Consider the following 26,390-nt stretch of genomic DNA (forward strand, 5'->3'; position numbering starts at 1 on the left):
TGTAAAGTTGTCTTTGGTCGTGCTAGCTTAATGTCACTCGTTTTTTGCGTGGGTAAAACGCCTGTCAGAACATAGAGTTGGCGCCACGTGTTAAAGGGCTTTGAACCCTTTGTTTTCAAGCATATTTTTATAGAGGCACGGGATTACATGGAAATCGGTCTGCGCGAGTGGCTGATCGTCATCGGCATCATTGTCATTGCCGGGATTCTTTTCGACGGCTGGCGCCGCATGCGCGGCGGGAAAGGCAAGTTGAAATTCCGTCTGGATCGCAGTTATTCCAACCAGCCGGACGAAGAGGGTGGCAGCGCCGAAGTGCTCGGCCCGTCGCGGGTGCTGGATGCCCACAAGGAGCCTGAGCTGGACGAAAGCGACCTGCCGTCGCTCAGCGCTTCTTCGCGTGACCGCGAACGCGAGCCCAAGCCGGCCAAGGCCAGCAAGCGCAACAAGCGCGCCACCGCAGCGGCGGATGTGCAGCAGGGTGACCTGAACCTGAGTGCCGACTCGCGCGAGCCCGACCTGTTTGCCGACAGTGATGACGACTTTGCCGCCGACAATACCCGCAGCAGCGGGCCAGCGCCTGCCACCAGCCTCAAGGAGCTGCCACCGGCCGAGGAAGTGCTGGTGATCAGCGTGATCTCCCGTGACGAAGGCGGCTTCAAGGGCCCGGCATTGCTGCAGAACATACTGGAAAGCGGCCTGCGCTTTGGCGAAATGGACATCTTCCACCGCCACGAAAGCATGGCCGGTCACGGCGAAGTGCTGTTCTCCATGGCCAACGCGGTGAAACCTGGCGTGTTCGACCTGGACGACATCGACCATTTCAGCACCCGTGCGGTGAGCTTCTTCCTTGGCCTGCCGGGCCCGCGTCATCCGAAGCAGGCCTTCGACGTGATGGTGGCCGCAGCACGCAAGCTGGCCCACGAACTCAACGGCGAGCTCAAGGACGACCAGCGCAGCGTGCTGACCGCCCAGACCATCGAGCACTACCGCCAGCGCATCGTCGAATTCGAGCGCCGCGCGCTGACCCAGAAGCGCTGACAGATCCAGACGAAAGAGCAGCCTGAGGGCGTGCTGGTCGGTTCGGGTACCGTTGTTACCTGCACCGGCCTCTTCGCGGCACAAGGCCGCTCCTACAGGTGACCGCGTTCCCTTGTAGGAGCGGCCTTGTGCCGCGAAGAGGCCAGTGCAGGCAACAACCATTCTCACCCCATGCCCATCCTGGCTGCTCTTTTGCTTTGCAAGAGAAGACAACCCCATGACTGCCGAAACCCGTATCCACGAACTGCGTGCCGAACTCGACCAGCACAACTACCGCTACTACGTGCTCGACGAACCCAGCGTGCCCGATGCCGAATACGACCGCCTGTTCAACGAACTCAAGGCGCTTGAGGCTGAACACCCCCACCTGGTAACCCCCGATTCGCCAACCCAGCGCGTCGGTGGCGAGGCGTTGTCCGCGTTCAGCCAGGTGCGCCACGAAGTGCCCATGCTCAGCCTGGGCAACGCCTTCGAAGAAACGGACCTGCGTGAATTCGGCCGCCGCGTGGTAGAAGGCCTCGACCAGCCCGGTGCGGTCGACTACAGCTGTGAACCCAAGCTCGACGGCTTGGCGGTGAGCCTGCTGTACCGCGACGGTCAGCTGGTGCAGGGCGCCACCCGGGGTGACGGCACCACCGGCGAGGATATCAGCGCCAACGTGCGCACCGTGCGCAACATCCCGCTCAAGCTGCAGGGCGAAGGCTGGCCCGCAGTGCTGGAAGTGCGCGGCGAGGTGTACATGAGCAAGGCCGGTTTCGACCGGCTCAATGCTGCCCAGGCCGAAGCCGGCGGCAAGACCTTCGCCAACCCGCGCAACGCCGCCGCCGGCAGCCTGCGTCAGCTGGATTCGAAGATTACCGCCAGCCGCCCGCTGGAGTTCTGCTGCTATGGCGTCGGCCAGGTGTCTCAGAGCATTGGCGACAGCCACATCGGCACTCTGGAGCAGCTCAAGGCCTGGGGCCTGCCGATCAGTCACGAGCTCAGGCACGCTGCCGGCATCGATGAGTGCCTGGCCTACTACCGCGACATTGGCGAGCGGCGCAACAGCCTGCCCTACGAGATCGACGGCGTGGTGTTCAAGGTCAACAGCCTGGCGGCGCAACGCGAATTGGGCTTCCGTGCCCGCGAGCCACGCTGGGCGATCGCCCACAAGTTCCCGGCCATGGAAGAGCTGACCGAGGTGCTGGACGTCGAGTTCCAGGTAGGCCGCACCGGCGCGGTAACGCCTGTGGCGCGCCTGAAGCCGGTCAAGGTTGCCGGTGTGACCGTGTCCAACGCCACCTTGCACAACATGGACGAAATCGCCCGCCTGGGCCTGCGCATCGGTGACACGGTGATCATCCGCCGTGCCGGCGACGTGATCCCGCAGGTGATGCAGGTAGTGCTGGAGCGGCGCCCGGAAGATGCCCGCCCGGTAGCAGTGCCGAGCGAGTGCCCGGTGTGTGGCTCGCAGGTCGAACGTACCCAGCTGGTCAAGCGCAGCAAAGGCAAGGAAACCACCAGCGAAGGTGCGGTGTACCGCTGTGTCGGTCGCCTGGCCTGTGGCGCCCAGCTCAAGCAGGCGATCATTCACTACGTGTCGCGCCGTGCCATGGACATCGACGGCCTGGGCGAGAAGAGCGTCGAGCAACTGGTGGACGAAGGCCTGATCCGCTCGCCAGCGGACCTGTACAAGCTGGAGTTCGAGCAGATTGTCGGCCTTGAAGGCTTTGCCGAGGTGTCCAGCAAGAAGCTGCTGGACGCCATCGAAGCCAGCAAGCGCCCGAGCCTGGCGCGCTTCATCTACGCCCTGGGCATTCCGGATGTAGGCGAAGAGACCGCCAAGGTGCTGGCCCGCTCGCTGGGCAGCCTGGCGCGCGTGCAGCAGGCGCTGCCGCAGGTGCTCACTTACCTGCCGGACATCGGCCTGGAAGTGGCCTACGAGATTCACAACTTCTTCGAAGACGAGCATAACCAGAAGGTCATTGAACAGCTTCTGGCCAGCGGCATGCAATTACAGGACGAAGGCGAACTGGCTGCAGAATTCGCTGCCAGCACCACCTTGGCCGGGATGATCGCCAAGCTCGACATCGCCTCGGTAGGCCCAACCGGTGCCGAGAAGCTGGTGGCCAAGCTCGACAGCCTGGACAAGATCATCGCCGCCGACGGCATCGACCTGCGCCAGGCCCTGGCGGCCAAGCAGGCTGATGCAGTGCGCGAGTTCTTCAAGGATGAAGCGAACCAGAAACTGGCGCGGGCCATCGAAGCCCAGTTGCTGGCCTTCGGTATGCATTGGAGCAGCGAGAAGAAAGTAGCCGAAGGCTTGCCGCTGGCCGGCCAGACCTGGGTGCTGACCGGTACCCTGGAGCGCATGAGCCGCGACATCGCCAAGGACAAGCTGGAAAGCCTGGGGGCCAAGGTGGCCGGTTCGGTGTCTGGCAAGACCCACTGCGTGGTGGCAGGGCCGGGGGCAGGCTCCAAGCTGGCCAAGGCTGCTGAGCTGGGCGTGAAGGTGCTGGACGAAGATACTTTCGTCACATTCCTGGCTGAGCAGGGCATCGCTATCTAAGGCTGAATCTCGATCCAGAGGTATGCACAATCTTTGTAGGGTAACTGTCTTGCACAAAGGCTAAGGGCTGATGCAGACACTGTGGGAGCGGGCATGCCCGCGAAGCAGGCGACGCGATGAATGGCACCGGCTGCGCCGGTGTTCGCGGGCCGCTCCCACAGGGCCTGCGCTGATCATGCGTCAGCGCTACCCCTGTGGGAGCGGGTTTACCCGCGAAGAGGCCAGCCCAGGCCACCTCACCCCTGACAAGTCATTGAGAAATGATGACTTTTTCTCCCTCAGAGGTTGTATCTGCCCCCAAGACCGGTACAATGGCGCCACTCGCTGCTCAGCGAGGCATGTAGTGGTGGCCCCATCGGTCCCCCCGCATTGATTACCCGTTAACCTGGTCAGGCCCGGAAGGGAGCAGCCATAGCGGGAACATCGAGTGCCGGGGTGTGGCTGGTGGGGCCGCCTCCATTTCCGGGGTCAGAAAACCTTAATCTGCAGCGAACGCCTTCGTTCTTTCCTGCTTATTGTTCAGCGCCCCTGCCGCAGAAAGTTTCATCAGCCTTTGGAATTTCGGGCATGCCAGATGATCATTCTCCGGGCACTGCGCCGCATGCCGTAACCCCTTGCTCATCGCCTGCAACCGCTTGATCCGCGCATCCAGTTCATCCGCCTTGGCGATCAGCATTTGCCGGTTCACCTGCAGGTCCACCAGCATCGCCCCCACTTCATCCAGTGAAAACCCAGCAGCTTGCCCCAGGGCGATCAATGCCAGCCTGTCCGTCACATCGGCTGCAAACTGCCGCCGTTGGCCGCGGCCGGCGAGTGACTTGAGCAAGCCTTTCTTTTCGTAGTAACGCAGTGTCGATGCGGGTACGCCTGTGCGTTTGGCGACGTCGGCAATGTCCATTTCGGGCCCTTGACTTGAAGTTGACTTTAACTTCTATGCTGCGCGGCATGGTGATCACCGTCAATCTGCGAGGGCTTGTTCAATGACGTTTACTGCGATTCTTTTAGCTGCATTGCCGATTGGCATCGGTGCCACTGTGGTGATGGACCTGTGGGGGTTGCTGCTGAGGCGGCTGGGTGTCGCCACACTGAACTTCGCCATGGTTGGGCGTTGGGCGGGGCATTTGCTCAACGGGCGTGTACGGCATCAAGCGATTGCCAAGGCCGAACCGGTACGAAATGAGCTGGCGTGGGGATGGGGGATTCATTACGCCATCGGCGTGCTGTTCGCGATGCTGCTGGTTGCGGTCGTAGGGGAGGGTTGGTTGCTGGCGCCTACTTTGCTGCCTGCAGTAGTTGTTGGCGTAGCTACGGTCGTGGCGCCGCTGTGCTTCATGCAGCCGGTGATGGGGGCGGGGTTCTTTGCGTCCAGAACTCCGACGCCTGCGCGTAACTGCCTGAAGAGCCTGGTTACGCATTTTGTGTTTGGGGTGGGGTTGTTCTTGGGTGCGGGGTTGCTGGCTTTGGTGTGAGCGGTCAGAGCCAGCGTGCAATCAATATCCCTGCTATCAGCATTACCGCTGTAGATGCTGCCCCGAGGTAGAAAAGGAGAACGCCCGTCCAGGGTGAAGATGCTCTGAGTTTGCGCAATTCCTCGTCGAGTATCTCGGCTTCGCTCTGCATGTTCTCGGAGGGTGCTTGGGTGGTGCGGCGCATTTGCGATTCCTTGCGGGTGGATGACTAGGGGAATGATGCCTGCATTAACCTTGGCAATCGCAGGCATGGTGTGTTTTTAGATGGATCTGACATCAGCCTGAGAAAACTCCTACGGCCCATATAAGTGCAGCGAATTATCCTACGATCTCCGTCGACTCCCGTCTGATTGTCCCGGGAAACCCCGCCCACTAGGCTTTTGCGGTCGCTGTCAGTTCAGCGATCGGGTGTGGAAGCCTGGGGTGTGGCGGCTGTCGTCATGACAGTTGTGCGTGGGAGGCCTTCGGGCCTGCCGGGTTTGCCGTGCCCCTGGTCTTCCACCCCGCGTACAACTGTCACCCTACGTGTGGAAGCGAAAGGGTGTCCTCAGCCCGGTATGGTGAATTCATGAAAAAGCTGGTCCCCGATCCACCCCACGTCTTCGATCTTCCCCAAGGCAAATCCCTTTCCCGCGCCATCAGCGAAGGCATCGTCCCGATGGAGTTCGCGCTGATGAATGTTTCCCACTACTTGATGTTCGCCTACAGCGACAGCCGCCGGGCGCTTGAGCGCATTCATGACGAAGAAACCAGGCAGTTATTGGAGCATGGGCTGCGGGCCATGCAGATCGCTTGGGGGCAGGCGGATGCTGTGGCATTGGCGGTTGAGCGGCGTTGACATTACGGATGCTGAGCGTTGCCGTGTAATCGCGTGATGGCTGCCGGGTGCTTGGCTTGCGTTCTTTGGCGCCTGTGAGATCTAGCGCCGCCCGCGCGGCGCATCGCGAGCTGCGCTCGCTCCTACGTCTGTTTCGGGCCAGTAAAGCCTGTGCCAGAGGCGCGCGACCGCCTTGTTGGTACGACGCGATATCACGCCATGCGCCAAGGCGTTCGCGCGCAAATCCCATAGGAATAATTGGCCTGAAACAGACGTAGGAGCGAGCGCAGCTCGCGATGCGCCGCGCGGGCGGCGCTCGGTCTCACAGGCAATAAAAAACCATCGGCGTACACCCGTCAGCCCTCCCCAGATCAAGGTCGAGCCACTGAAACCCCTGAAAACCCCGCCCCCCCATACCGCTGCAAGATCCGCTCGATCTCCCCCGACTGCTTCATTCTTACCAGCGCCCGCAACAGCCCTTGTGTCGGTATCGCCGGGTCGTTGCGCACCATGCACCCCAGGTCCTGCTCCTCCAGCACCGCCAGCGCTTGCAATTGCTGCTCAGCGGGCAAACCCTGGTTGAACCACTGCAACGACAGCTGGTTGCTCACCGCATGCCGGTACCGTCCGGCCTGCAGCTTTTGCAGCACCAGCAACTGGCTGCGGCTGTCCTCCCGGTGCAACCGGCCCTGGTCCAGTAGCGGCTGCAGGGTTGAGTAGGTGTAGCCCAGCACCGTGCCGATAGGCTGGGGCGGCAGTTGCTCCGGGGGCATAGGGGTGCTGTCGCTCACGCGGCCAACCAGCACGTCACGCTGGTGAATCAGCGGAATGCTCCACACAAAATCCCCCGGCCGGTCGTTCAGCCAGCGGGTACTGACATAGCAGCGCACATCGATATCACCGCTGTTCATGGCCTCTTCCAGGCGCAGGCGGGCCATGACGTGGTACTGGGGGCGTGCGCCCACTTCCTTGGCCAGCGCCTGCATCAGGTCATACAGCAACCCCTCTACCGGCTGGTCGCCTTCCAGGCGCACCAGTGGCATGCCCCAGCTCTCCGCCACGGAAAAGCGCAGCACCGGCTGTTCAGCCAGGCTATGGGCGCTGCAGAGCAATAGCAGGGCCAGCAATCTTCGCAAAGGCGTATCCTCCCTGAACACCGCGCCTGCCTCAAAGCGTAGACGACTCGCGCAGGGTGCAATTTTGCCCCCGCTCCGCTAGCATTAGCGATCTTCCGCTCTATCAGGCTACGATGGTTTTTCGATGAGTTATCAGGTTCTTGCACGTAAATGGCGTCCGCGCTCGTTCCGCGAAATGGTCGGCCAGGCCCATGTGCTGAAGGCCTTGATCAATGCCTTGGACAATCAGCGCCTGCACCATGCCTACCTGTTCACCGGTACCCGGGGCGTGGGCAAGACGACCATCGCCCGTATTATCGCCAAGTGCCTGAACTGCGAGACCGGCATCACCTCGACGCCGTGCGGCACCTGTTCGGTGTGCCGTGAAATCGACGAAGGCCGCTTCGTCGACCTGATCGAGATCGACGCCGCCAGCCGCACCAAGGTCGAGGACACCCGCGAACTGCTGGACAACGTGCAGTACGCCCCGAGCCGTGGGCGCTTCAAGGTCTACCTGATCGACGAAGTGCACATGCTCTCGACCCACTCGTTCAACGCCTTGCTCAAGACGCTGGAAGAGCCGCCGCCCTATGTCAAGTTCATCCTCGCCACCACCGACCCGCAGAAGCTGCCGGCCACCATCCTGTCGCGCTGCCTGCAGTTCTCGCTGAAGAACATGAGCCCGGAGCGGGTGGTGGAACACCTCAGCCACGTACTGGCGGCCGAAAACGTACCGTTCGAGCCGGATGCCCTGTGGCTGCTGGGCCGCGCGGCCGATGGCTCGATGCGTGACGCCATGAGCCTTACCGATCAGGCCATCGCCTTTGGCGAAGGCAAGGTGCTGGCCGCGGATGTGCGGGCCATGCTTGGCAGCCTTGATCACGGCCAGGTCTACGGCGTGTTGCAGGCGTTGCTCGAAGGCGATGCCCGGGCATTGCTGGAGGCCGTGCGCAACCTGGCCGAGCAGGGCCCGGACTGGGCTGGCGTGCTGGCCGAGATGCTTAACGTGCTGCACCGTGTGGCCATTGCCCAGGCGCTGCCGGAAGCGGTGGACAACGGCCAGGGCGACCGCGAGCGCGTGCTGGCGCTGGCTTCGGCATTGCCGGCCGAGGACGTGCAGTTCTATTACCAGATGGGCTTGATCGGCCGCCGAGACCTGCCGTTGGCCCCGGACCCGCGTGGTGGCTTCGAGATGGTCCTGCTGCGCATGCTGGCGTTCCGCCCGGCCGATACCGACGACGCGCCGAAACCGGTGCTAAAGCCAGTGGGGATCAGCCAGGCCACAGCTGATCCTGCAACAGCGGTGGCAGCGCCAGCGGTTGCCATGGCGCCATCAGCGCCTGTGGTGGAGCCTGCTGCAGTGGCTGCCACGCCACAGGCTCAGGCACCTGCGCCGGTCGAGCCACCACCCCGGCCTGTAGCTGAGCCAGTTGTGGCTGTTGAGCCTGAGCCTGCCCCTGTAATCCAGCCAGAGCCAGAGCCCGCTGCCCCGGTAATCGACCTGCCATGGGAAGAGCCCGCAGCAGCGCCTGCCGTGGCCGAGCCAGAGCCCGCGCCGGCCCCAGCGCCTGTGCCGGTTGCTCCAGCCCCACAGGCTGCCCCGGCGCACCACGACGCGCCGCCCTTCGACCCATCCGCCTACGCCGATGTTGGCATGGACCGCGACGATGAGCCGCCGCTGGACGAAGACTATTACGGCGGTGAAAGCGACCCGGTCGGTTTCAGCTACCTGGACGAGTTGGCCGAACATGTCCAGGAAGACGTGTCCAAACCGGCTGCCGAACCGCTGCCGGCAGCCAAGCCGGCCACCGGGCTGGCCCTGCAATGGCTGGAATTATTCCCACAGTTGCCTGTGTCCGGGATGACAGGCAACATCGCGGCAAACTGTACGCTGATTGCCGCCGATGGCGACGATTGGCTGCTGCACCTGGACCCTGGCCAGGGCGCGCTGTTCAACACTACCCAGCAGCGGCGGCTGAACGATGCGCTCAACCAGCACCTGGGGCGAACGCTGAACCTGCGTATCGAGCTGATCCTGCCCGAGCAGGAAACCCCGGCCCAGGCGGCGTCGCGCAAGCGTGCAGAGCGCCAGCAGGACGCGGTCACCTCGATCGAGCAGGATCCGTTGATCCAGCAGATGATCAAGTTGTTCGGTGCCAAGGTGCGGCAGGATACTATTGAGCCTGTAGAGGCCCTGGCCAAACAGGGCCAGTAACGGATAACCATGCGGCTGGCCCAGCGCCGGGCCGCATCACATGACCCAATCGAGGTATACCCCCATGATGAAAGGTGGCATGGCCGGCCTGATGAAGCAGGCCCAGCAGATGCAGGAAAAAATGCAGAAAATGCAGGAAGAGCTGGCCAACGCCGAAGTCACCGGCCAGTCTGGTGGCGGCCTGGTGAGCGTGGTGATGACCGGTCGTCACGACGTCAAGCGCGTCAGCATCGACCAAAGCCTGATGTCGACCGACGAGGACGACAAGGAAGTGCTGGAAGACCTGATCGCCGCCGCGCTGAACGATGCCGTGCGCAAGATCGAGCAGAGCAGCCAGGACAAGATGGGCGGCATGACCGCCGGCATGCAACTGCCGCCGGGCTTCAAGATGCCATTCTAAGGGCATTGCGATACCCAGAACCGCCGCTGACATCAGCGGCGGTTTTTTTTGCCCAGATTTCAGCCCAGCTGCTGTCTGCTCTTTATGTGGGGGCAGCTGTCTTGTTCAAAATCTAAGCGTTTGCGCGATCACTGTGGGAGCGGGCGCGCCCGCGAACACCGGCGAAGCCGGTGCCATCCACCGCGCAGGATTTTTCGCGGGTATGCCCGCTCCCACAGGGACCGTGCACGCTTTGGGTGATGTGATTTGACGCCACTGCCCCCGCTGGGTATAAACCGCCTCTTATTGATTTGTCAGGCCATCCCCATGAGCTTCAGCCCTCTCATCCGCCAACTGATCGACGGCCTGCGCATTCTGCCAGGTGTCGGCCAGAAAACCGCCCAGCGCATGGCCCTGCAACTGCTGGAGCGTGACCGCAGCGGCGGCCTGCGCCTGGCACAGGCCCTGACCCAGGCCATGGAAGGGGTTGGCCATTGCCGCCAGTGCCGTACCCTGACCGAGCAGGAGCTGTGCCCGCAATGCGCAGACCCGCGCCGTGACGATACCCAGCTGTGCGTGGTCGAGGGGCCGACCGATGTGTATGCGGTGGAGCAGACCGGCTACCGTGGCCGTTACTTCGTGCTCAAGGGCCACCTGTCGCCGCTGGACGGCCTGGGCCCGGAGGCAATCGGCATTCCGCAGCTGATGACGCGCATCGAGGAGCAGGGCACCTTCACCGAGGTGATACTGGCGACCAACCCGACGGTGGAAGGGGAGGCGACGGCGCATTACATCGCGCAGTTGCTGAGCGAGAAGGGCTTGATGGCGTCGCGGATTGCCCATGGCGTGCCGCTGGGCGGCGAGCTGGAGATGGTGGATGGCGGGACCTTGGCCCATGCCATTGCAGGGCGCCGGCCTATTTCGCTCTGACTCGAAATTGCCGGGGCTGCTTTGCAGCCCAATCGCCGGCAAGCCAGCTCCCACAGAATCACGTCAGGCCTGAAGGCAGCGCTGTACCTGTGGGAGCTGGCTTGCCGGCGATTGGGGCGCAAAGCGCCCCCTGAATACTCAGTATTCGCTGAGGGTAAACTCGGTCAGGCAGAAGGTTGGCACACCCGCGGCCTGCAGCCGGCGCGACCCGTCCAGTTCCGGCAGGTCAATGATCGCCGCCGCCTCGAACACTTGTGCCCCGGTGCGGCGCACCAGGTTGGCCGCCGCCAGCAGCGTACCGCCCGTGGCAATCAGGTCATCGAAGATCAGCACCGAATCGCCTTCGCACAGGCTGTCGGCATGCACTTCCAGGAAGGCTTCGCCGTATTCGGTCTGGTAACCCTCGCTCAGCACGTCAGCCGGCAGCTTGCCCTGCTTGCGGAACAGGATCAGCGGCTTGTTCAGCTGGTGGGCGATGATCGAACCAATCAAAAAGCCCCGCGCGTCCATGGCACCAATGTGGCTGAACTCAGCCTCGACATAGCGCTCGATGAACTGGTCGGCCACATAGCGCAGCCCGCGCGGCGATTGGAACAGCGGGGTGATGTCGCGAAAGATCACACCCGGTTTGGGGAAGTCCACTACCGGGCGGATCAGGGCTTTGAGGTCGAAGGCGTCGCTGTGCATTGGTGCGGGTATCCTGGGAAAACGAATGCCCAAGTATACCCGCTAAACGCAGCCCTCAGGCTTCGATTGCGCCACCGGCCAGCGCGCACAGCTGGATCGGGTCAAGGATGTGCACTTCCTTGCCTTCGGCGCGCAGCAGGCCGTTCTGCTGGAAGCGGGTGAACACCCGCGACACGGTTTCCACCGCCAGGCCCAGGTAGTTGCCGATTTCGTTGCGCGACATGCTCAGGCGGAACTGGTTGGCCGAATAACCGCGGGCGCGGAAGCGCGCCGACAGGTTGACCAGGAAGGTGGCAATGCGCTCGTCGGCGGTTTTTTTCGACAGCAGCAGCATCATTTGCTGGTCGTCGCGGATTTCCCGGCTCATCACCCGCATCAGCTGGCGACGTAGCTGCGGCAGTTGCACCGACAGCTCGTCAAGCCGCTCGAAGGGGATTTCGCACACCGAGGTGGTTTCCTGGGCCTGGGCCGACACCGGGTAAGCTTCGGTGTCCATGCCCGACAGGCCGACCAGCTCGCTGGGCAGGTGGAAGCCGGTAATCTGCTCTTCGCCGCTGTCGCTGAGGCTGAAGGTTTTCAGGGCACCGGAACGTACGGCATAGACCGAGCCGAAATTGTCACCCTGGCGGAACAGGAACTCGCCTTTTTTCAACGGCCGGCCGCGCTTGACGATTTCATCCAGTGCATCCATGTCTTCCAGGTTGAGTGAAAGAGGCAGGCACAGGGGGGCCAGGCTGCAATCCTTGCAATGGGCCTGGTTGTGTGGGCGCAGTTTGACTGGCTCGGACATTTGAATCGATCCTTGTGGGAAAGCACACATAAGTCGTAAGGGTAACCCACGACATAGGGTGTAGGCCAGCGTGCGCGTTTTTGGTGCGCCCTGGCGAAACCCCGGCAGGTGGCCTGCCGGGAGTCCTTGTGTGCCCATATTGTGCCTGGCAAGGAGGCTTGTCCATGCGGTTGAACGACTCGGTTTTCAGATAACCCGCGAGAAACGCTGGCGGTTGTGCATCGCCAGGTAGGCGTCGAACACCATGCACACCGAACGCGCCAGCAGGCGGCCAGCCGGCAGGATGCGGATGCCCTTGTCGTCCAGGCTGATCAGGCCGTCGCGCTGCAAGGTCAGCAGCTCTGGCCAGAGGTCGTTGAAGTAGCCGCGAAAATCAAGGGTGAACGCCTGTTCGATCGGTTCGAAGTCCAGCTCGAAATGGCAGATCAGCTGCTGGATCACGGCCCGGCGCACGCGGTCGTCGTGGTTGCACAGCAGGCCGCGTTGGGTGGCCAGTTGGGCGTTGGACAGGCTTTCCTGGTAGGTGTTGAGGTCACTGCTGTTCTGGCAGTACAGGTCGCCGATCTGGCTGATGGCCGACACCCCCAGGCCAATCAGGTCGCAGTGCCCGTGCGTGGTGTAGCCCTGGAAGTTGCGCTGCAGGGTGCCTTCTTCCTGGGCGACGGCCAGTTCGTCGTCGGGCAGGGCGAAGTGGTCCATGCCGATGTAGCGGTAGCCGGCGGCGGTCAACTGGTCGATGGTGGCGTGCAGCATCTCCAGCTTGGCGGCCGGGCTGGGCAGGTCGTTGTTGTCGATGCGCCGCTGGGGCATGAAGCGCTCGGGCAGGTGGGCGTAGTTGAACACCGACAGGCGGTCGGGCTGCAGGCGGATCACTTCTTCGACGGTGCGCGCAAAGCCTTCCGGGGTTTGCTTGGGCAGGCCGTAGATCAGGTCCAGGTTGACCGAGCGGAACTGCAGGGTGCGCGCAGCCTCGATCAGTGTGCGGGTTTGTTCCAGGCTTTGCAGGCGGTTGACCGCGCGCTGCACGGCCGGGTCGAGGTCCTGCACACCCAGGCTGACGCGGTTGAAACCCAGTTCGCGGAGCAGGCCCATGGTCGACCAGTCAGCCTCGCGGGGGTCGATCTCGATGCCGTAGTCGCCAGAGTCGTCGTCCAGCAGGTGGAAGTGCTGGCGCAGGGTGGCCATCAGCTGGCGCAGTTCCACATGGCTGAGGAAGGTCGGCGTGCCGCCGCCGAAATGCAGCTGTTCAACCCGTTGCTTGGGGCCCAGGTGGCAGGCGATCAGCTGGATTTCCTGCTCCAGGCGCTGCAGGTACGGCGCGGCGCGGGCGCGGTCCTTGGTGATGACCTTGTTGCAGGCGCAGTAGTAGCAGATGTTGGCGCAGAACGGCACGTGCACGTACAGCGACAGCGGGCGCACGGCTCGACGGCTCTCGCGCAGGGCGTGGAGCAGGTCGAACGAGCCCACCTCGCTGTGCAGTTGCACGGCGGTCGGGTAAGAGGTGTAGCGTGGCCCGGCCAGATCGTAGCGGCGGATCAGGTCGGTATCCCAACGAAGGTCGTCGAGCATGAGGGCGGTCCCCGGAAAGAGCAGCAGTGTTCCGGAGTCTATGGCTGTCTGTAGGAATCGGTGTTGATTTGCATCAAGGGCACTGGGGCTGCTTTGCAGCCCTTCGCGGGCATGCCCGCTCCCACATCAGCACGCGCCATCCTGTGGGAGCGGGCATGCCCGCGAAGGGCCGCAGAGCGGCCCCCGTCAGTGCCCCATCAACCAGTGCTGGTGCGGCCCGGGCAGGGTCCACACCCCAAACAGCATCACCATCACCCCGCCAGCCACTCGCACGCTGCGCCGCCTCAACAAGGCATTCACCCGTTCAGCCGCCAGCCCGGTGGCCAGCAGCACCGGCCAGGTCCCCAGCCCGAACGCGAGCATCAACGCCGCGCTGTACCCGGCGTTGCCCTGGCTGGCCGCCCACAACAGGGTGCTGTACACCAACCCGCACGGCAGCCAGCCCCACAGGGCGCCCAGCAGCAATGCCCGGGGCAGGCTGGCCACCGGCAGCAAGCGCGACGCCACCGGCTGGATATGCCGCCACAGCCCGCGCCCCAGGGCTTCGATACGGGTCAGGCCGCTCCACCAACCCGCCAGGTACAGCCCCATGGCGATCAACAGCAGCGCTGCCACCACCCTCAGTGCCAATGCCGCCGGGCTGCTGGCCACGGCCCAGCCGGCCATGCCCAGCAACAGGCCGGCGCTGGCATAGCTGAGAATGCGCCCAAGGTTGTACGCCAGCAGCAGGCGCAAGCGCCGGCCACGCTGTTCTGGCGGTATGGCGAGGGTCAGCGCGCCCATCAGGCCGCCGCACATGCCCAGGCAGTGGCCGCCGCCAAGCAGGCCAAGGACCAGTGCCGAGCCCAGCAGGGGAAGCAGGTCAGGCACGAGGTGGTGGTTCCTTGTCGGCGTCGGCCGGGGTGTCGTCAGGCTTCACCGCAGCCTGGTGGCGCGGGTCCTGGTCGTCGAACAGGATGCTGTGGGCGGGGCCTTCGAGGTCGTCGTACTGGCCGCTGTCCACCGCCCAGAAGAAGATGTACACGGCCACGCCGACCAGCAGCAGGGCTGCGGGGATCATGACATAGAGGGCGGGCATGGCGACTTCCTCCCGGGCAGGGGTGCTTCGGTTTTCGGCAGGCCCGATGCCAGCGGCATGCGGGTCAGGCGCAGGGCATTGAGCACGACGATCAGCGAGCTGACCGACATGCCGATAGCTGCCCACACCGGGGTGATCCAGCCGAGCGCGGCAAACGGCAACATCAGGCCATTATACAGCGAGGCCCACAGCAGGTTCTCGAGGATAATGCGGCGGGTGCGGCGGGCCAGGTCGAAGGCCTGCACCAGTGCCTGCAGGCGATTGGACAGCAGCACGGCATCGGCGCTGGTCTTGGCAAGGTCGGTGGCGCTGCCCATGGCAATGCTGATGTCGGCGGCGGCCAGCACCGGCACGTCGTTGACCCCGTCGCCGAGCATCAGCACCTTGCGCCCGGCTGCCTGCAGCGCCTTCAGCCGGTCCAGCTTGTCGTCCGGGCGCAGGCCGCCAATGGCCTGGTCGATGCCCAGTTGCGCAGCCACTTCGGCAACCATCGGCGAGCTGTCGCCCGACAGCAGCAGCGTGCGCCAGCCTCGGGCCTTGCAGGCGGCGAGCAGGGCCGGGGCGTCGTCGCGCAGGCGGTCGTCCAGGCCAAACCAGGCCAGCGGCCCCTGGCGGTCACCCAGCAGCAGCCACTGGCCGCGGGGCTCCGGCACGCCGGGGATTTCCGCACCGCTCAGGGCGCAGACGAAGGTGGCCTGGCCGATACGCAGGCGTTGGCCGTCGACCAGTCCTTCCAGGCCCAGGCCTGGCACGGTCTGCACATCGTCGGCGGGTATGGCGGTACGGCCGAAAGCGCGGGCGATGGGGTGTTCGGAGCGGTTTTCCAGGGCGGCGGCCAAGGCCAGGCAGCGGTCAGCGGGCAGGCTGCCGAGCGGGCGGATGCTGCGCAAGGTCAGGCGGCCCTCGGTGAGTGTGCCGGTCTTGTCGAAAATCACCGTGTCGATCTGGTTCAGGCCTTCCAGTACATGACCGCGGGTGACCAGCAGGCCCAGCTTGTGCAGGGTGCCGGTGGCGGCAGTCAGTGCCGTAGGCGTGGCCAGGGACAGCGCGCAAGGGCAGGTGGCCACCAGCATGGCCAGCACGATCCAGAACGCCCGTGCAGGGTCCAGGTACCACCACCACAGGCCGATGGCCACGGCAGCCAGCAGCGAGAACAGCAGGAACCACTGCGAGGCCCGGTCGGCGATTTCGGCCAGGCGCGGCTTTTCGGTCTGGGCACGCTCCAGCAGGCGGACGATGGCCGAGAGCCGCGAATCGTGGCCGAGGGCTTCGACTTCCACGTGCAAGGTGCTTTCGACGTTCAGCGTGCCGCCGGTGACTCGCTCGCCAACCCGGCGCGGTTGCGGCAGGTATTCGCCGGTCAGCAGCGACTCGTCGACGCTGGAGCGGCCTTCGACGATACGCCCGTCAGCGGGGATCACTGCGCCAGGCAGCACCTGCACGGTGTCACCGCAGTGCAGTTCGCTGAGCAGAATGCGCTCGCTGTGGCCAAGGGCGTCCAGGCGCAGGCACGAGGCGGGCAGCAGGTTGACCAGCTGCGCGGTGGCCGCGGCGGTGCGCTCGCGCGCGCGACGCTCCAGGTAGCGACCGGTCAGCAGGAACAGCGCGAACATGCCCACGGTGTCGAAATACAGCTCACCGCTGCCGGTGATGGCGGTCCAGATGCCGGCGCCGAAAGCCAGGACGATGGCCAGCGACACCGAAACGTCCATGGTCAGGTGGCGGGTGCGCAGGTCGCGCGCGGCGCCTTTGAAGAATGGCGCGCAGCTGTAGAACACGATGGGGATGGTCAGGAACAGTGCCACCCAGCGCAGGATGGTGTGCAGTTCAGGTGACAGGTCGATGTTGAATTCCGGCCAGGTGGCCATGGTCGCCATCATTGCCTGGAACCACAGCAGCCCGGCCACGCCCAGGCGGCGCAGGGCGCTACGGTTCTCCTGGGCCAGTTGCTCGGCGGCCTTGTCGGGCTGGTAGGGGTGGGCGGCGTAACCGATCTGGCGCAATTCGGCGAGCAGGCGTGACAGCGGCAGTTGCGTGTCGCTCCAGCTCAGCAGCAGGCGGTGGTTGGACAGGTTAAGGCGCGCCTCGGCGACGCCGGGCAGGTTGCGCAGGTGCTTCTCGATCAGCCAACCGCAGGCGGCGCAGCTGATGCCTTCGACCAGCAGGGTGGTTTCGGCCAGCTCGCCCTGGTGGCGGACGAAGGTTTGCTGCACGTCGCTGCGGTCGTACAGGGCCAGTTCGTCCTGCAACTGCCTGGGCAGGGCTTCGGGGTTGGCGCTGTTGTCACTGCGGTGCTGGTAGTAGTGCTCCAGGCCACCGGCGACGATCGACTCGGCCACCGCCTGGCAGCCGGGGCAGCAGAACTGCCGGGGCTCGCCGAGGACCACGGCGGTAAAGTGGCTGCCGGCGGGGACGGGCAGGGCGCAGTGGTAGCAGGGAGTGGGCTGGGTCATAAGGCAAGCACTGCTCAGGCAGATAGGAAGCCTTGTGGGAGCGGGCATGCCCGCGAATGCGTCAGGCCTGAAAACACCTTCGCCTGAGCTATCGCATTCGCGGGCATGCCCGCTCCCACAGGGATATGCGGTGTTGCTACTGCTGGTGCTCGGCACCTTGCAGGGCTTCGTCACCCAGCTGCAAAGTCACACCATGCTCCACTTTTTCCTCTTCGAACAAGCGCCACACCCGGCCCCCTTCACTGCCCAGCAGCTCGACAAAGCGCCGCCCGTCGACCTTGTCCTCCAGCTGGCCCACATAGCGCCCCGCGTCGACCCGGCTCAGCAGCACCTTGCGGTCCTTCTCCGGCTGGGTGGGCGAAATCAGGTTCAGCTCCAGGTTCTGCGGGCCACTGCTGCCGGTCAGGCGCAGGTCCACTTCGCCCGTCAGCTCGTCCAGGTGCACGGTGGCCTTCAGGCTCAGTTGCTGCGCCAGCAGTTCGCGGTCCAGCGAGCGGTTGATGCCTTTGCCGGCCTCGTAGTAGTTGTCGTTCACCAGGTTGTCCGGGTTGCGCACGGCGATGCTGACCATGGTCAGGCTCAGGCACACCGAGGTGGTGAGGATGCCGATGATGATCCAGGGCCAGAGGTGCTTGTACCAGGGGCTGGCGGCGGTGGCGGCAGGCATTGTGCGTTATCTCTCTTAGCGGATCTGTGGGCCGATGAAGCGGCTCTTGGCTTCAACCTGGGCGTCGCTGTCGTCGGCGCTCTTGAGGGTGAAGGTGATTTCGTTGGTAGTCGATGGCAGCTTCTCGGGGGCGACGGACAGCTGCACGGGCAGGCTGACGATATCACCGGCAGCCACGCGGATCTCGCGCTGGCCTTCGAGCTTGAGGTCCGGCAGGCCGGCGGCGTCCAGCACGTAGACATGGTCGCGCTGGTCCTTGTTCATCACTTTCAGGCTGTACACGTTTTCGATCCGGCCCTGGGCGTTCTCGCGGTACAGCACGCGGTCTTTGCTCACATCGAAACCGACCAGCGAGCGGGTGGCGAAGGCAGTCGCCAAGCCAATCATCATCACCAGCAGCACCGCGGCATAGCCGATCAGGCGTGGGCGCAGCATGTGGGTTTTCTGCCCGGACAGATTGTGCTCGGTGGTGTAGCTGATCAGCCCTCTGGGGTAGTTCATCTTGTCCATGATGCTGTCGCAGGCGTCGATGCAGGCGGCGCAGCCGATACACTCGATCTGCAGGCCGTCACGGATGTCGATGCCGGTGGGGCAGACTTGTACGCACATGGTGCAGTCGATGCAGTCACCCAGGCCTTGGGCCTTGTAGTCGGCATCCTTCTTGCGTGGCCCGCGGGTTTCGCCACGGCGCGGGTCGTAGGACACGATCAGCGTGTCCTTGTCGAACATCACGCTCTGGAAGCGTGCATAGGGGCACATGTACACGCACACCTGCTCGCGCAACCAGCCGGCGTTGCCGTAGGTGGCGAGGGTGAAGAAACCGACCCAGAAGTAGGCCCAGCCATCGGCCTGGCCTGTGAAGAATTCGATGACCAGTTCGCGGATGGGCGAGAAGTAGCCGACAAAGGTCATGCCGGTGACAAACCCGATCAGCAGCCACAGGCTGTGCTTGGCGAACTTGCGCAGGAACTTGTTGCCGCTCATGGGGGCTTTGTCGAGCTTCATGCGCTGGTTGCGGTCGCCTTCGGTGACCTTTTCGCACCACATGAAAATCCACGTCCACACGCTTTGCGGGCAGGTGTAGCCGCACCATACGCGGCCTGCGTACACGGTGACGAAAAACAGGCCGAAGGCGGCGACGATCAGGATGCCCGACAGCAGGATGAAGTCCTGCGGCCAGATGGTGGCGCCGAAGATGTAGAACTTGCGCTCGGGCAGGTTCCACCACACGGCCTGGTGGCCGCCCCAGTTCAGCCACACGGTGCCGAAGTACAGCAGAAACAGCACTGCACCGCCGACCATGCGCAGGCGACGGAACAGGCCGGTGAAGGCGCGGGTGTAGATTTTTTCCCGGGAGGCGTAGAGGTCGACGGAATCCTTCCCTTTGCTGGCAGGCGGGGTGACATCATGTACCGGAATTTGCTTGCTCATCATCAAGTCCCACGGCAGTGGAGAAACGCCGCGGCCAGTGCGTGCCGGCCGCAGTCTCGCGCAATCTGCTAGCGCTCTGCGACCCATGATACGCCGCTGATGGCGGCCCGGGGTCGCACTGCGACCATTTGTCGCGTTGGGTTTGTGGTAGGAATCGTGTTATGGCGGGTGTCAATTGATCCAGGTCATCAGGTGTTGCATTTACTGGCCTCATCGCCGGCAAGCCAGCTCCCACAGGTCCGCAACAGGGTTCTGGACCTGTGCTGTACTTGTGGGAGCTGGCTTGCCGGCGATAGGGCCAGACCTGCTTACTCAGCCTTGGCCTGTGCCTGGTCCTGATGCGACAGGCTATAAACATAAGCCGCCAGCAAGTGCACCTTGTCATTACCCTGCAACTGTTCCTGGGCTGGCATCTGCCCTTGGCGACCATAACGAATGGTCTGCTGCAACTGGGCAAAGCTCGAACCGTAGATGAACGCCTGCGGGTGGGTCAGGTTCGGTGCGCCCATGGCCGGGGTACCTTTGCCTTCCGGCCCGTGGCAGGCCACGCAGTTGGCAGCGAAGATCTTCTGGCCATTCTCGGCATCGGCCTTCGCGCCCTCTGGCAGGGTACGGCCATCGAGCTTGCTGACGATGAATGCAGCCACGTCGGCCACGCCCTGATCACCGATCACCTCGGCCCAGGCCGGCATCACGCCGTGGCGGCCGCCCATGATGGTGGTCTTGATGGTGTCCGGCTCGCCGCCCCAACGCCAGTCGTTGTCGGTCAGGTTGGGGAAGCCGAAGGCACCCTTGGCGTCGGAACCGTGGCACACCGAGCAGTTGGAGGCGAACAGCCGCGCGCCCATCTTCAGCGCCTGAGGGTCCTTGGCCACGTCCTCGATGGGCATGGCGGCGAACTTGGCGAAGATCGGCCCGAAGCGGGCGTCGGCCTTGGCCATCTCCTTTTCCCATTCGTGCACGCCGGTCCAGCCCGGCTGGCCGTTGGAAAACTCGGTCTGCTTGTCGTTGTCCAGGTACGAGTAGCCCGGCAGGATGCCTTTCCAGTTACCCAGGCCCGGGTACAGCACCAGGTAGCCGAGGGCGAAGATGATGGTGCCGACGAACAGCCAGAACCACCATTTCGGCAGCGGGTTGTCGTATTCCTCGATGCCATCGAAGGCATGCCCTACGGTTTCGTCGGTGACCTCTTCGCGCTGGCCCTTGCGGGTCGACAGCAACAGCCAGGTCAACGAGAAGATGGTGCCCAGGGTCAGGACGGTAACGTACAGACTCCAGAAGGTTGTCATTGTTTTTTGCTCCCAGAAGCTTTTGCTTGCTCGACGTGCCGGGTGGCCTCGGGGTCATCCGCGAAGGGCAGTTGGGTCGCTTCGTCGAAGTCCTTTTTACGCCGTGGGTTGAACACCCACAGCGCCAGGCCCACGAAGGCCACCATCACCACGACGGTGCCCAGGCCGCGAATCATCCCGATATCCATCAGCGTCACCGTTTGCTCTTGATGATGGTGCCAAGACCCTGCAGGTACGCGACGATGGCGTCCATTTCAGTCTTGCCCTTGACCGCGTCACGCGCGCCGGCAATGTCGGCATCGGTGTACGGGGTACCGAGTGTGCGCAGCACCTCCAGCTTCTTCGCGGTGTCCTTGCCATCGAGCTTGTTCTCGACCAGCCATGGGTAGGACGGCATCTTCGATTCCGGTACCACGTTGCGCGGGTTGTACAAGTGCGCACGGTGCCAGTCATCGGAGTAACGGCCACCAACGCGGGCCAGGTCCGGCCCGGTACGCTTGGAGCCCCACAGGAACGGGTGGTCCCACACGCTCTCGCCGGCCACCGAGTAGTGGCCGTAGCGCTCGGTTTCGGCGCGGAACGGGCGGATCATCTGCGAGTGGCAGCCCACGCAGCCTTCGCGGATGTAGATATCGCGGCCTTCCACCTCCAGCGCGGTGCGCGGCTTCATGCCTTCGACCGGCTTGTTGGTGACGTCCTGGAAAAACAGCGGGACAATCTGGGTCAGGCCACCGACGCTGACGGCGATGACCATGAAGAAGGCCAGCAGGCCTATGTTCTTCTCGACGGCTTCATGCTTCATCAGTGCGCTCCCACAACGACGATCTTGGCGGCTTCCTCAGCCTGTGCCGGGTTGGCGGCACGTACGGTACGGAACACGTTGTAGGCCATCAGCAGCATGCCACTGGCGAAGAACGCACCGCCCAGGGCGCGGACGATATAGCCAGGGTGGCTGGCCTGCAGGGCTTCGACGAAGGAGTAGGTGAGGGTGCCGTCATCGTTGATGGCGCGCCACATCAGGCCTTGGGTGATGCCGTTGACCCACATCGAGGCGATGTACAGCACGGTGCCGATGGTGGCCAGCCAGAAGTGCGCGTTGATCAGGCCGATGCTGTGCATCTGCTCGCGACCGTAGAGTTTCGGGATCATGTGGTACACGGCACCGATCGAGATCATTGCCACCCAGCCGAGGGCGCCGGCGTGGACGTGGCCGATGGTCCAGTCGGTGTAGTGCGACAGGGAGTTCACGGTCTTGATGGCCATCATCGGGCCTTCGAAGGTGGACATGCCGTAGAACGCCAGCGAAACGACCAGGAAGCGCAGGATCGGGTCGGTGCGCAGTTTGTGCCAGGCACCGGACAGGGTCATCATGCCGTTGATCATGCCGCCCCAGCTTGGCGCCAGCAGGATGATCGACATCACCATGCCCAGCGACTGCGCCCAGTCGGGCAGGGCGGTGTAGTGCAGGTGGTGCGGGCCTGCCCAGATGTACAGGGTGATCAGCGCCCAGAAGTGCACGATCGACAGGCGATACGAGTAGATCGGCCGCTCGGCCTGCTTGGGCACGAAGTAGTACATCATCCCCAGGAAGCCGGTGGTGAGGAAGAAGCCTACGGCGTTGTGGCCGTACCACCACTGGATCATCGCGTCGGTGGCACCGGCGTAGGCCGAGTACGACTTGAACAGGCTGACCGGCAGCGAGATGTGGTTGACGATGTGCAGCATCGCGGTGACCACGATGAAGGCGCCGTAGAACCAGTTGCCGACATAGATGTGCTTGGTCTTGCGCTTGACGATGGTGCCGAAGAACACCAGCCCGTAGGTGACCCAGACGATGGCCAGCAGGATCGCCAGCGGCCATTCGAGCTCGGCGTATTCCTTGGTGGTGGTGTAGCCCATCGGCAGGGTGATCAGCGCGCCGACGATGACCGCCTGCCAACCCCAGAAGGTGAAGGCGGCCATGCTGTCGGAGATCAGCCGGGTCTGGCAGGTGCGCTGCACCACGTAGTAGCTGGTGCCGAACAGCGCACAGCCCCCGAAGGCGAAGATCACCAGGTTGGTGTGCAGCGGGCGCAGGCGGCCGAAGCTGGTCCAGGGCAGGTCCAGGTTCAGTTGCGGCCATACCAGCTGCGAGGCGATGAAGACGCCGAGGCCCATGCCAAGGATCCCCCAGACCACCGTCATGATGGCGAACTGGCGGACGACCTTATAGTTATAAGCAGTCGGACTGATTGCTGTGCTCATTCTAAGGTTCCACGGTTTTAATGTTCTTGTTGGTCGAAAAATCGGCGCCAGTATTGATAACCAGCAAGGCTACCGCAACGCAACTTTGGTACGCCGACCCGTGTCCGGGCCCGTTCACTGATGTCCCGCAGTGATCGGGTCTGGACGATTGTACACAAATAAATATTTGTAATGTGTACCGTTTTTCACCTTTTTCTGATCGATCGGTCAAGCTTTTTTCGGGGGCGGCGACAGGCTATGCGCCGCGTCTGCTTCGGTTTTTTCGGAGCGAAGCCCACTGAGGCAACAAGCTTAGTTGTGTTCGGAGGGGGTGCAAGGAGGGGGGTAGAGCGGGGAGAGGGGCTGCTTTGCAGCCCATTCGCAGCACAAGGCTGCTCCTACAGGTGTTACGCGATCCCTGTAGGAGCAGCCTTGTGCTGCGAATGGGCCGCAAAGCGGCCCCGGGGTATTACTTGGAGGTCACCGTTTCAGCAGCGCTATCCTGCGACAGGCTATACACATAAGCCGCCAGCAAGTGCACCTTGTCATTACCCTGAATCTCAGCCTGCGCCGGCATCTGCCCCTGGCGACCATAACGAATGGTCTGCTGCAACTGGGCAAAGCTCGACCCATAGATGAACGCTGTTGGGTGGGTCAGGTCGGGTGCGCCCATGGCCGGGGTACCCTTGCCTTCAGGCCCGTGGCAAGCCACGCAGTTGGCGGCGAAGATCTCCTGGCCCTTGACCACGTCGGCCTTGCTCCCTTCCGGCAGGCTGCGGCCGTCAAGGTTGGTCAGCACGAAAGCAGCCACATCGGCCACGCCCTGGTCACCGATCACCTCGGCCCAGGCCGGCATCACGCCGTGACGGCCATTCATGATCGAAGCCTTGATGGTTTCTGCTTCACCGCCCCAGCGCCAATCCTTGTCGGTGAGGTTGGGGAAGCCGAAGGCGCCCTTGGCGTCCGAGCCGTGGCACACCGAGCAGTTGGAGGCAAACAGGCGGCCGCCCATTTTCAGCGCCTGCGGGTCCTTGGCCACTTCTTCCACGGGCATGGCGGCGTACTTGGCGAAGATCGGGCCGAACCTGGCGTCAGCCTTGTCCATTTCCTTTTGCCATTCGTTGACGCCGGTCCAGCCATTTTCATAGCCCGGCAGGATGCCTTTCCAGTTGCCCAGGCCCGGGTAGAGGATCAGGTAGCCAACCGAGAACACCAAGGTGCCGACGAACAGCCAGAACCACCACTTGGGCAGCGGGTTGTCGTACTCCTCGATGCCGTCGAAGCTGTGGCCCATGGTCTGGTCGGTGGTGTTCTTGCTCTCGCCCTTGCGGGTGGCGAGCAGCAGCCAGGTCAGGCCGATCAGGCTACCGATGGTCAGTACGCTGATGTACGTACTCCAGAAGGTGGTCATTGCCCGTTACTCCTTGCAGCAGTCGTGGCAGCAGGTTCCTGCCCGGCAGGGGGCAGGCGGTCGTCGACGAAGGGCAGCAGGCGCGCTTCGGCGAAATCACGGTCGCGGCGGCGGTTGAATACCCACAGGGAGAGGCCGATAAAGGCGATCATCACCACCAGGGTGCCCAGGCCGCGGATCATGCCGATGTCCATTTCCATCGCACTCACCTCTTGTTCTTGATCGCGGTGCCGAGCACCTGCAGGTAGGCGACCAGTGCATCCATCTCGGTCTTGCCCTTGACCGCGTCGCGGGCGCCGGCAATGTCGTCGTCGGAATACGGCACGCCCAAGGTGCGCAAGGTGCGCATCTTGACGTCGGTGTGGCTGTTGTCGACCTGCTGGGCGACCAGCCACGGGTACGACGGCATCTTCGACTCCGGCACCACGTTGCGCGGGTTGTACAGGTGCGCGCGGTGCCAGTCGTCCGAGTAGCGGCCGCCCACACGGGCCAGGTCCGGCCCGGTGCGCTTGGAGCCCCACAGGAACGGGTGGTCCCACACGCTTTCACCGGCCACCGAGTAGTGGCCGTAGCGCTCGGTTTCGGCGCGGAACGGGCGGATCATCTGCGAGTGGCAGCCCACGCAGCCTTCGCGGATGTAGATATCGCGGCCTTCCAGTTGCAGCGCGGTGTAGGGTTTCATGCCTTCCACCGGCTTGTTGGTGACGTCCTGGAAGAACAGCGGGACGATCTGGGTCAGGCCGCCGATACTGACGGCGAACACCATCAGCAGGGCCATCAGGCCGACGTTTTTCTCGATGACTTCATGTTTCATCAGGCGTTTCTCCTCAAGCCAACTGGGCGTTCGCAGGGGCGACGTCAAGCGCTGGCGAACGCACGGTGCGCCAGGTGTTCCAGGCCATCAGGAACATGCCGCTGAGGAAGATCGCGCCGCCGACAAAGCGCACGACAAAGCCTGGGTGGCTGGCCACCAGGGTTTCCACGAACGAGTAGGTGAGCGTGCCGTCGCTGTTGACTGCGCGCCACATCAGGCCCTGGGCGATGCCGTTGACCCACATCGAGGCGATGTACAGCACGGTGCCGATGGTGGCCAGCCAGAAGTGCGCGTTGATCAGGCCAAGGCTGTACATGCGCTCCTTGCCGAACACTTTCGGGATGGTGTGGTACAGCGCACCGATGGAGATCATTGCCACCCAGCCGAGGGCACCGGCATGCACGTGGCCGATGGTCCAGTCGGTGTAGTGGGACAGGGCGTTGACCGTCTTGATGGCCATCATCGGCCCTTCGAAGGTGGACATGCCGTAGAACGCGAGCGAAACGACCAGGAAGCGCAGGATCGGGTCGCTGCGCAGTTTGTGCCAGGCGCCCGACAGGGTCATCATGCCGTTGATCATGCCGCCCCAGCTCGGTGCCAGCAGGATCAGCGACATCACCATGCCCAGCGACTGCGCCCAGTCGGGCAGGGCGGTGTAGTGCAGGTGGTGCGGGCCGGCCCAGATGTACAGGGTGATCAGCGCCCAGAAGTGCACGATCGACAGGCGATAGGAATACACCGGGCGTTCGGCCTGCTTGGGCACGTAGTAGTACATCATCCCCAGGAAGCCCGCAGTCAGGAAGAAGCCCACCGCGTTGTGGCCGTACCACCACTGCACCATGGCATCGGTGGCGCCGGCGTACACCGAGTACGACTTGGTCAGGCTGACCGGCAGTTCCAGGTTGTTGACGATGTGCAACAACGCCACGGTGAGGATGAAGGCACCGAAGAACCAGTTACCCACGTAGATGTGCTTGGTGTTGCGCTTCATCAGCGTGCCGAAGAACACGATGGCGTAGCCCACCCAGACGATGGTGATCAGGATGTCGATCGGCCATTCCAGTTCGGCGTATTCCTTGGAGCTGGTGTAGCCCAGCGGCAGGCTGATGGCCGCCAGCAGGATCACCAGTTGCCAGCCCCAGAAGGTGAACGCGGCCAGGCGCGGTGCAAACAGGGTGGTCTGGCAGGTGCGTTGCACCGAATAATAGGAGGTGGCAAACAGCGCGCAGCCGCCGAAAGCGAAGATCACCGCATTGGTATGCAGGGGGCGCAGGCGGCCGAAGCTGGTCCAGGGGAGGTCGAAGTTGAGGGAAGGCCAGGCGAGCTGGGCGGCGATGAAGACGCCGAGCCCCATCCCGACGATTCCCCACACCACCGTCATGATGGCGAATTGGCGGACCACCTTGTAGTTATAGGCGGTACTGCTGGTTGTGTTCATGTATGGGTTCCCATCCACGGTTATTTGGC

General features: G+C 63.5%; 26 protein-coding genes and 1 other RNA gene. 8 read left to right on the plus strand and 19 right to left on the minus strand.

Features of this window, described 5'->3' with window-relative positions; genetic code table 11:
- Positions 1 to 147 precede the first annotated feature (147 nt).
- The 3 genes from zipA (at position 148) to ffs (ending at position 4,036) form a co-directional block, all read left to right on the plus strand.
- Complete coding sequence (zipA, locus tag ABOC32_RS11635; RefSeq protein ID WP_234226773.1) at positions 148 to 1,038, plus strand: cell division protein ZipA; 891 nt, start codon at positions 148 to 150, stop codon at positions 1,036 to 1,038.
- 217 nt (positions 1,039 to 1,255) lie between these two features.
- Positions 1,256 to 3,586, plus strand: a complete 2,331-nt coding sequence (gene ligA, locus ABOC32_RS11640; protein WP_426811107.1) for an NAD-dependent DNA ligase LigA — start codon at positions 1,256 to 1,258, stop codon at positions 3,584 to 3,586.
- A 353-nt stretch (positions 3,587 to 3,939) separates the two neighbouring features.
- Positions 3,940 to 4,036, plus strand: an RNA gene (gene ffs / locus ABOC32_RS11645) — signal recognition particle sRNA small type.
- Positions 4,037 to 4,064: 28 nt separating this feature from the next.
- On the opposite strand, the gene ABOC32_RS11650 is transcribed toward ffs, so the two are convergent.
- Positions 4,065 to 4,484, minus strand: a complete 420-nt coding sequence (locus tag ABOC32_RS11650; RefSeq protein WP_426811108.1) for a helix-turn-helix domain-containing protein — start codon at positions 4,482 to 4,484, stop codon at positions 4,065 to 4,067.
- 82 nt (positions 4,485 to 4,566) lie between these two features.
- Between ABOC32_RS11650 and ABOC32_RS11655 the strand changes: the two genes are divergently transcribed.
- The gene (locus ABOC32_RS11655) at positions 4,567 to 5,055 is read left to right on the plus strand and encodes a DUF2938 family protein (protein ID WP_426811109.1); all 489 of its coding nucleotides are present in this window, start codon (positions 4,567 to 4,569) and stop codon (positions 5,053 to 5,055) included.
- A 4-nt stretch (positions 5,056 to 5,059) separates the two neighbouring features.
- Here the strand turns inward: ABOC32_RS11655 and ABOC32_RS11660 are convergent, their stop codons facing one another.
- Positions 5,060 to 5,239 carry a hypothetical protein gene (locus tag ABOC32_RS11660; protein ID WP_426811110.1) on the minus strand — a complete coding sequence of 60 codons (180 nt, stop codon included), beginning with the start codon at positions 5,237 to 5,239 and terminating at the stop codon, positions 5,060 to 5,062.
- A 384-nt stretch (positions 5,240 to 5,623) separates the two neighbouring features.
- Between ABOC32_RS11660 and ABOC32_RS11665 the strand changes: the two genes are divergently transcribed.
- Complete coding sequence (locus tag ABOC32_RS11665; protein WP_426811111.1) at positions 5,624 to 5,893, plus strand: hypothetical protein; 270 nt, start codon at positions 5,624 to 5,626, stop codon at positions 5,891 to 5,893.
- A 350-nt stretch (positions 5,894 to 6,243) separates the two neighbouring features.
- Here the strand turns inward: ABOC32_RS11665 and ABOC32_RS11670 are convergent, their stop codons facing one another.
- A complete protein-coding gene (locus tag ABOC32_RS11670; protein ID WP_426811112.1) occupies positions 6,244 to 7,008 on the minus strand; it encodes a substrate-binding periplasmic protein in 765 nt (254 codons plus the stop codon).
- A 124-nt stretch (positions 7,009 to 7,132) separates the two neighbouring features.
- Between ABOC32_RS11670 and dnaX the strand changes: the two genes are divergently transcribed.
- The 3 genes from dnaX (at position 7,133) to recR (ending at position 10,511) form a co-directional block, all read left to right on the plus strand.
- Complete coding sequence (gene dnaX / locus ABOC32_RS11675) at positions 7,133 to 9,202, plus strand: DNA polymerase III subunit gamma/tau (RefSeq protein WP_426811113.1); 2,070 nt, start codon at positions 7,133 to 7,135, stop codon at positions 9,200 to 9,202.
- A 64-nt stretch (positions 9,203 to 9,266) separates the two neighbouring features.
- Positions 9,267 to 9,602: a YbaB/EbfC family nucleoid-associated protein gene (locus tag ABOC32_RS11680; RefSeq protein WP_041167979.1), complete on the plus strand. Its 336-nt coding sequence runs from the start codon at positions 9,267 to 9,269 to the stop codon at positions 9,600 to 9,602.
- A gap of 306 nt (positions 9,603 to 9,908) precedes the next feature.
- Positions 9,909 to 10,511: a recombination mediator RecR gene (recR, locus tag ABOC32_RS11685; protein WP_426811114.1), complete on the plus strand. Its 603-nt coding sequence runs from the start codon at positions 9,909 to 9,911 to the stop codon at positions 10,509 to 10,511.
- 138 nt (positions 10,512 to 10,649) lie between these two features.
- Here recR and ABOC32_RS11690 read toward each other — a convergent pair whose 3' ends face one another.
- From ABOC32_RS11690 to ccoN (ABOC32_RS11765), 16 genes are all read right to left on the minus strand, one after another.
- Entirely contained in the window at positions 10,650 to 11,198 is a 549-nt protein-coding gene (locus ABOC32_RS11690) for an adenine phosphoribosyltransferase (RefSeq protein ID WP_016498637.1), read from the minus strand.
- Between the two features lie 55 nt (positions 11,199 to 11,253).
- Entirely contained in the window at positions 11,254 to 11,988 is a 735-nt protein-coding gene (gene fnrA, locus ABOC32_RS11695) for a Crp/Fnr family transcriptional regulator FnrA (protein ID WP_012273416.1), read from the minus strand.
- A gap of 186 nt (positions 11,989 to 12,174) precedes the next feature.
- Positions 12,175 to 13,557 (minus strand): oxygen-independent coproporphyrinogen III oxidase, encoded by a 1,383-nt coding sequence (gene hemN / locus ABOC32_RS11700; protein WP_234226782.1) that lies wholly within the window; start codon positions 13,555 to 13,557, stop codon positions 12,175 to 12,177.
- A gap of 186 nt (positions 13,558 to 13,743) precedes the next feature.
- Entirely contained in the window at positions 13,744 to 14,427 is a 684-nt protein-coding gene (locus ABOC32_RS11705; RefSeq protein ID WP_426811115.1) for a sulfite exporter TauE/SafE family protein, read from the minus strand.
- The gene (ccoS, locus tag ABOC32_RS11710; protein ID WP_016498640.1) at positions 14,420 to 14,635 is read right to left on the minus strand and encodes a cbb3-type cytochrome oxidase assembly protein CcoS; all 216 of its coding nucleotides are present in this window, start codon (positions 14,633 to 14,635) and stop codon (positions 14,420 to 14,422) included. Before ccoS ends, ABOC32_RS11705 begins: the two co-directional genes overlap by 8 nt.
- A complete protein-coding gene (locus ABOC32_RS11715) occupies positions 14,614 to 17,088 on the minus strand; it encodes a heavy metal translocating P-type ATPase (protein ID WP_426811116.1) in 2,475 nt (824 codons plus the stop codon). Before ABOC32_RS11715 ends, ccoS begins: the two co-directional genes overlap by 22 nt.
- A 136-nt stretch (positions 17,089 to 17,224) precedes the next feature.
- On the minus strand, positions 17,225 to 17,755 hold the full coding sequence (locus ABOC32_RS11720) for a FixH family protein (protein WP_043204365.1): 531 nt from the start codon (positions 17,753 to 17,755) through the stop codon (positions 17,225 to 17,227).
- 15 nt (positions 17,756 to 17,770) lie between these two features.
- Positions 17,771 to 19,186 carry a cytochrome c oxidase accessory protein CcoG gene (gene ccoG, locus ABOC32_RS11725; protein ID WP_086975088.1) on the minus strand — a complete coding sequence of 472 codons (1,416 nt, stop codon included), beginning with the start codon at positions 19,184 to 19,186 and terminating at the stop codon, positions 17,771 to 17,773.
- Positions 19,187 to 19,494: 308 nt separating this feature from the next.
- The gene (gene ccoP, locus ABOC32_RS11730; RefSeq protein ID WP_234226785.1) at positions 19,495 to 20,475 is read right to left on the minus strand and encodes a cytochrome-c oxidase, cbb3-type subunit III; all 981 of its coding nucleotides are present in this window, start codon (positions 20,473 to 20,475) and stop codon (positions 19,495 to 19,497) included.
- Complete coding sequence (locus tag ABOC32_RS11735) at positions 20,472 to 20,663, minus strand: CcoQ/FixQ family Cbb3-type cytochrome c oxidase assembly chaperone (RefSeq protein ID WP_024718181.1); 192 nt, start codon at positions 20,661 to 20,663, stop codon at positions 20,472 to 20,474. The genes ccoP (ABOC32_RS11730) and ABOC32_RS11735 overlap by 4 nt, the downstream gene beginning before the upstream one ends.
- A 5-nt stretch (positions 20,664 to 20,668) precedes the next feature.
- On the minus strand, positions 20,669 to 21,277 hold the full coding sequence (ccoO, locus tag ABOC32_RS11740) for a cytochrome-c oxidase, cbb3-type subunit II (RefSeq protein WP_016488340.1): 609 nt from the start codon (positions 21,275 to 21,277) through the stop codon (positions 20,669 to 20,671).
- The gene (gene ccoN, locus ABOC32_RS11745; protein WP_016488339.1) at positions 21,277 to 22,719 is read right to left on the minus strand and encodes a cytochrome-c oxidase, cbb3-type subunit I; all 1,443 of its coding nucleotides are present in this window, start codon (positions 22,717 to 22,719) and stop codon (positions 21,277 to 21,279) included. Before ccoN (ABOC32_RS11745) ends, ccoO (ABOC32_RS11740) begins: the two co-directional genes overlap by 1 nt.
- A gap of 448 nt (positions 22,720 to 23,167) precedes the next feature.
- Entirely contained in the window at positions 23,168 to 24,109 is a 942-nt protein-coding gene (gene ccoP, locus ABOC32_RS11750; RefSeq protein ID WP_426811117.1) for a cytochrome-c oxidase, cbb3-type subunit III, read from the minus strand.
- Entirely contained in the window at positions 24,106 to 24,309 is a 204-nt protein-coding gene (locus ABOC32_RS11755) for a cbb3-type cytochrome oxidase subunit 3 (protein WP_028613387.1), read from the minus strand. The genes ccoP (ABOC32_RS11750) and ABOC32_RS11755 overlap by 4 nt, the downstream gene beginning before the upstream one ends.
- A 5-nt stretch (positions 24,310 to 24,314) precedes the next feature.
- A complete protein-coding gene (gene ccoO / locus ABOC32_RS11760; protein WP_016498648.1) occupies positions 24,315 to 24,923 on the minus strand; it encodes a cytochrome-c oxidase, cbb3-type subunit II in 609 nt (202 codons plus the stop codon).
- Positions 24,924 to 24,936: 13 nt separating this feature from the next.
- Positions 24,937 to 26,361, minus strand: coding sequence for a cytochrome-c oxidase, cbb3-type subunit I (gene ccoN, locus ABOC32_RS11765; RefSeq protein WP_016498649.1), 1,425 nt, complete (start codon positions 26,359 to 26,361; stop codon positions 24,937 to 24,939).
- Positions 26,362 to 26,390 lie beyond the last annotated feature (29 nt).

It is taken from the genome of Pseudomonas sp. WOUb67 (assembly GCF_050058005.1).
GTDB classification, from domain to species: domain Bacteria; phylum Pseudomonadota; class Gammaproteobacteria; order Pseudomonadales; family Pseudomonadaceae; genus Aquipseudomonas; species Aquipseudomonas putida_R.

Excerpts from the sequence above, each read along its gene's own strand:
- recR (WP_426811114.1), top strand. The coding sequence starts at position 9,909 with ATGAGCTTCAGCCCTCTCATCCGCCAACTGATCGACGGCCTGCGCATT.
- ABOC32_RS11720 (WP_043204365.1), bottom strand. The coding sequence starts at position 17,755 with ATGCCTGCCGCCACCGCCGCCAGCCCCTGGTACAAGCACCTCTGGCCC.
- hemN (WP_234226782.1), bottom strand. The coding sequence starts at position 13,557 with ATGCTCGACGACCTTCGTTGGGATACCGACCTGATCCGCCGCTACGAT.
- ccoN (WP_016488339.1), bottom strand. The coding sequence starts at position 22,719 with ATGAGCACAGCAATCAGTCCGACTGCTTATAACTATAAGGTCGTCCGC.
- ABOC32_RS11665 (WP_426811111.1), top strand. The coding sequence starts at position 5,624 with ATGAAAAAGCTGGTCCCCGATCCACCCCACGTCTTCGATCTTCCCCAA.
- zipA (WP_234226773.1), top strand. The coding sequence starts at position 148 with ATGGAAATCGGTCTGCGCGAGTGGCTGATCGTCATCGGCATCATTGTC.
- ABOC32_RS11650 (WP_426811108.1), bottom strand. The coding sequence starts at position 4,484 with ATGGACATTGCCGACGTCGCCAAACGCACAGGCGTACCCGCATCGACA.
- ABOC32_RS11655 (WP_426811109.1), top strand. The coding sequence starts at position 4,567 with ATGACGTTTACTGCGATTCTTTTAGCTGCATTGCCGATTGGCATCGGT.
- ABOC32_RS11715 (WP_426811116.1), bottom strand. The coding sequence starts at position 17,088 with ATGACCCAGCCCACTCCCTGCTACCACTGCGCCCTGCCCGTCCCCGCC.
- ccoP (WP_234226785.1), bottom strand. The coding sequence starts at position 20,475 with ATGACAACCTTCTGGAGTCTGTACGTTACCGTCCTGACCCTGGGCACC.
- ABOC32_RS11735 (WP_024718181.1), bottom strand. The coding sequence starts at position 20,663 with ATGGATATCGGGATGATTCGCGGCCTGGGCACCGTCGTGGTGATGGTG.
- ccoP (WP_426811117.1), bottom strand. The coding sequence starts at position 24,109 with ATGACCACCTTCTGGAGTACGTACATCAGCGTACTGACCATCGGTAGC.
- ccoG (WP_086975088.1), bottom strand. The coding sequence starts at position 19,186 with ATGAGCAAGCAAATTCCGGTACATGATGTCACCCCGCCTGCCAGCAAA.
- ccoN (WP_016498649.1), bottom strand. The coding sequence starts at position 26,361 with ATGAACACAACCAGCAGTACCGCCTATAACTACAAGGTGGTCCGCCAA.
- ABOC32_RS11690 (WP_016498637.1), bottom strand. The coding sequence starts at position 11,198 with ATGCACAGCGACGCCTTCGACCTCAAAGCCCTGATCCGCCCGGTAGTG.
- ligA (WP_426811107.1), top strand. The coding sequence starts at position 1,256 with ATGACTGCCGAAACCCGTATCCACGAACTGCGTGCCGAACTCGACCAG.
- fnrA (WP_012273416.1), bottom strand. The coding sequence starts at position 11,988 with ATGTCCGAGCCAGTCAAACTGCGCCCACACAACCAGGCCCATTGCAAG.
- ABOC32_RS11660 (WP_426811110.1), bottom strand. The coding sequence starts at position 5,239 with ATGCGCCGCACCACCCAAGCACCCTCCGAGAACATGCAGAGCGAAGCC.
- dnaX (WP_426811113.1), top strand. The coding sequence starts at position 7,133 with ATGAGTTATCAGGTTCTTGCACGTAAATGGCGTCCGCGCTCGTTCCGC.
- ccoO (WP_016498648.1), bottom strand. The coding sequence starts at position 24,923 with ATGAAACATGAAGTCATCGAGAAAAACGTCGGCCTGATGGCCCTGCTG.
- ccoO (WP_016488340.1), bottom strand. The coding sequence starts at position 21,277 with ATGAAGCATGAAGCCGTCGAGAAGAACATAGGCCTGCTGGCCTTCTTC.
- ABOC32_RS11680 (WP_041167979.1), top strand. The coding sequence starts at position 9,267 with ATGATGAAAGGTGGCATGGCCGGCCTGATGAAGCAGGCCCAGCAGATG.
- ccoS (WP_016498640.1), bottom strand. The coding sequence starts at position 14,635 with ATGCCCGCCCTCTATGTCATGATCCCCGCAGCCCTGCTGCTGGTCGGC.
- ABOC32_RS11755 (WP_028613387.1), bottom strand. The coding sequence starts at position 24,309 with ATGGAAATGGACATCGGCATGATCCGCGGCCTGGGCACCCTGGTGGTG.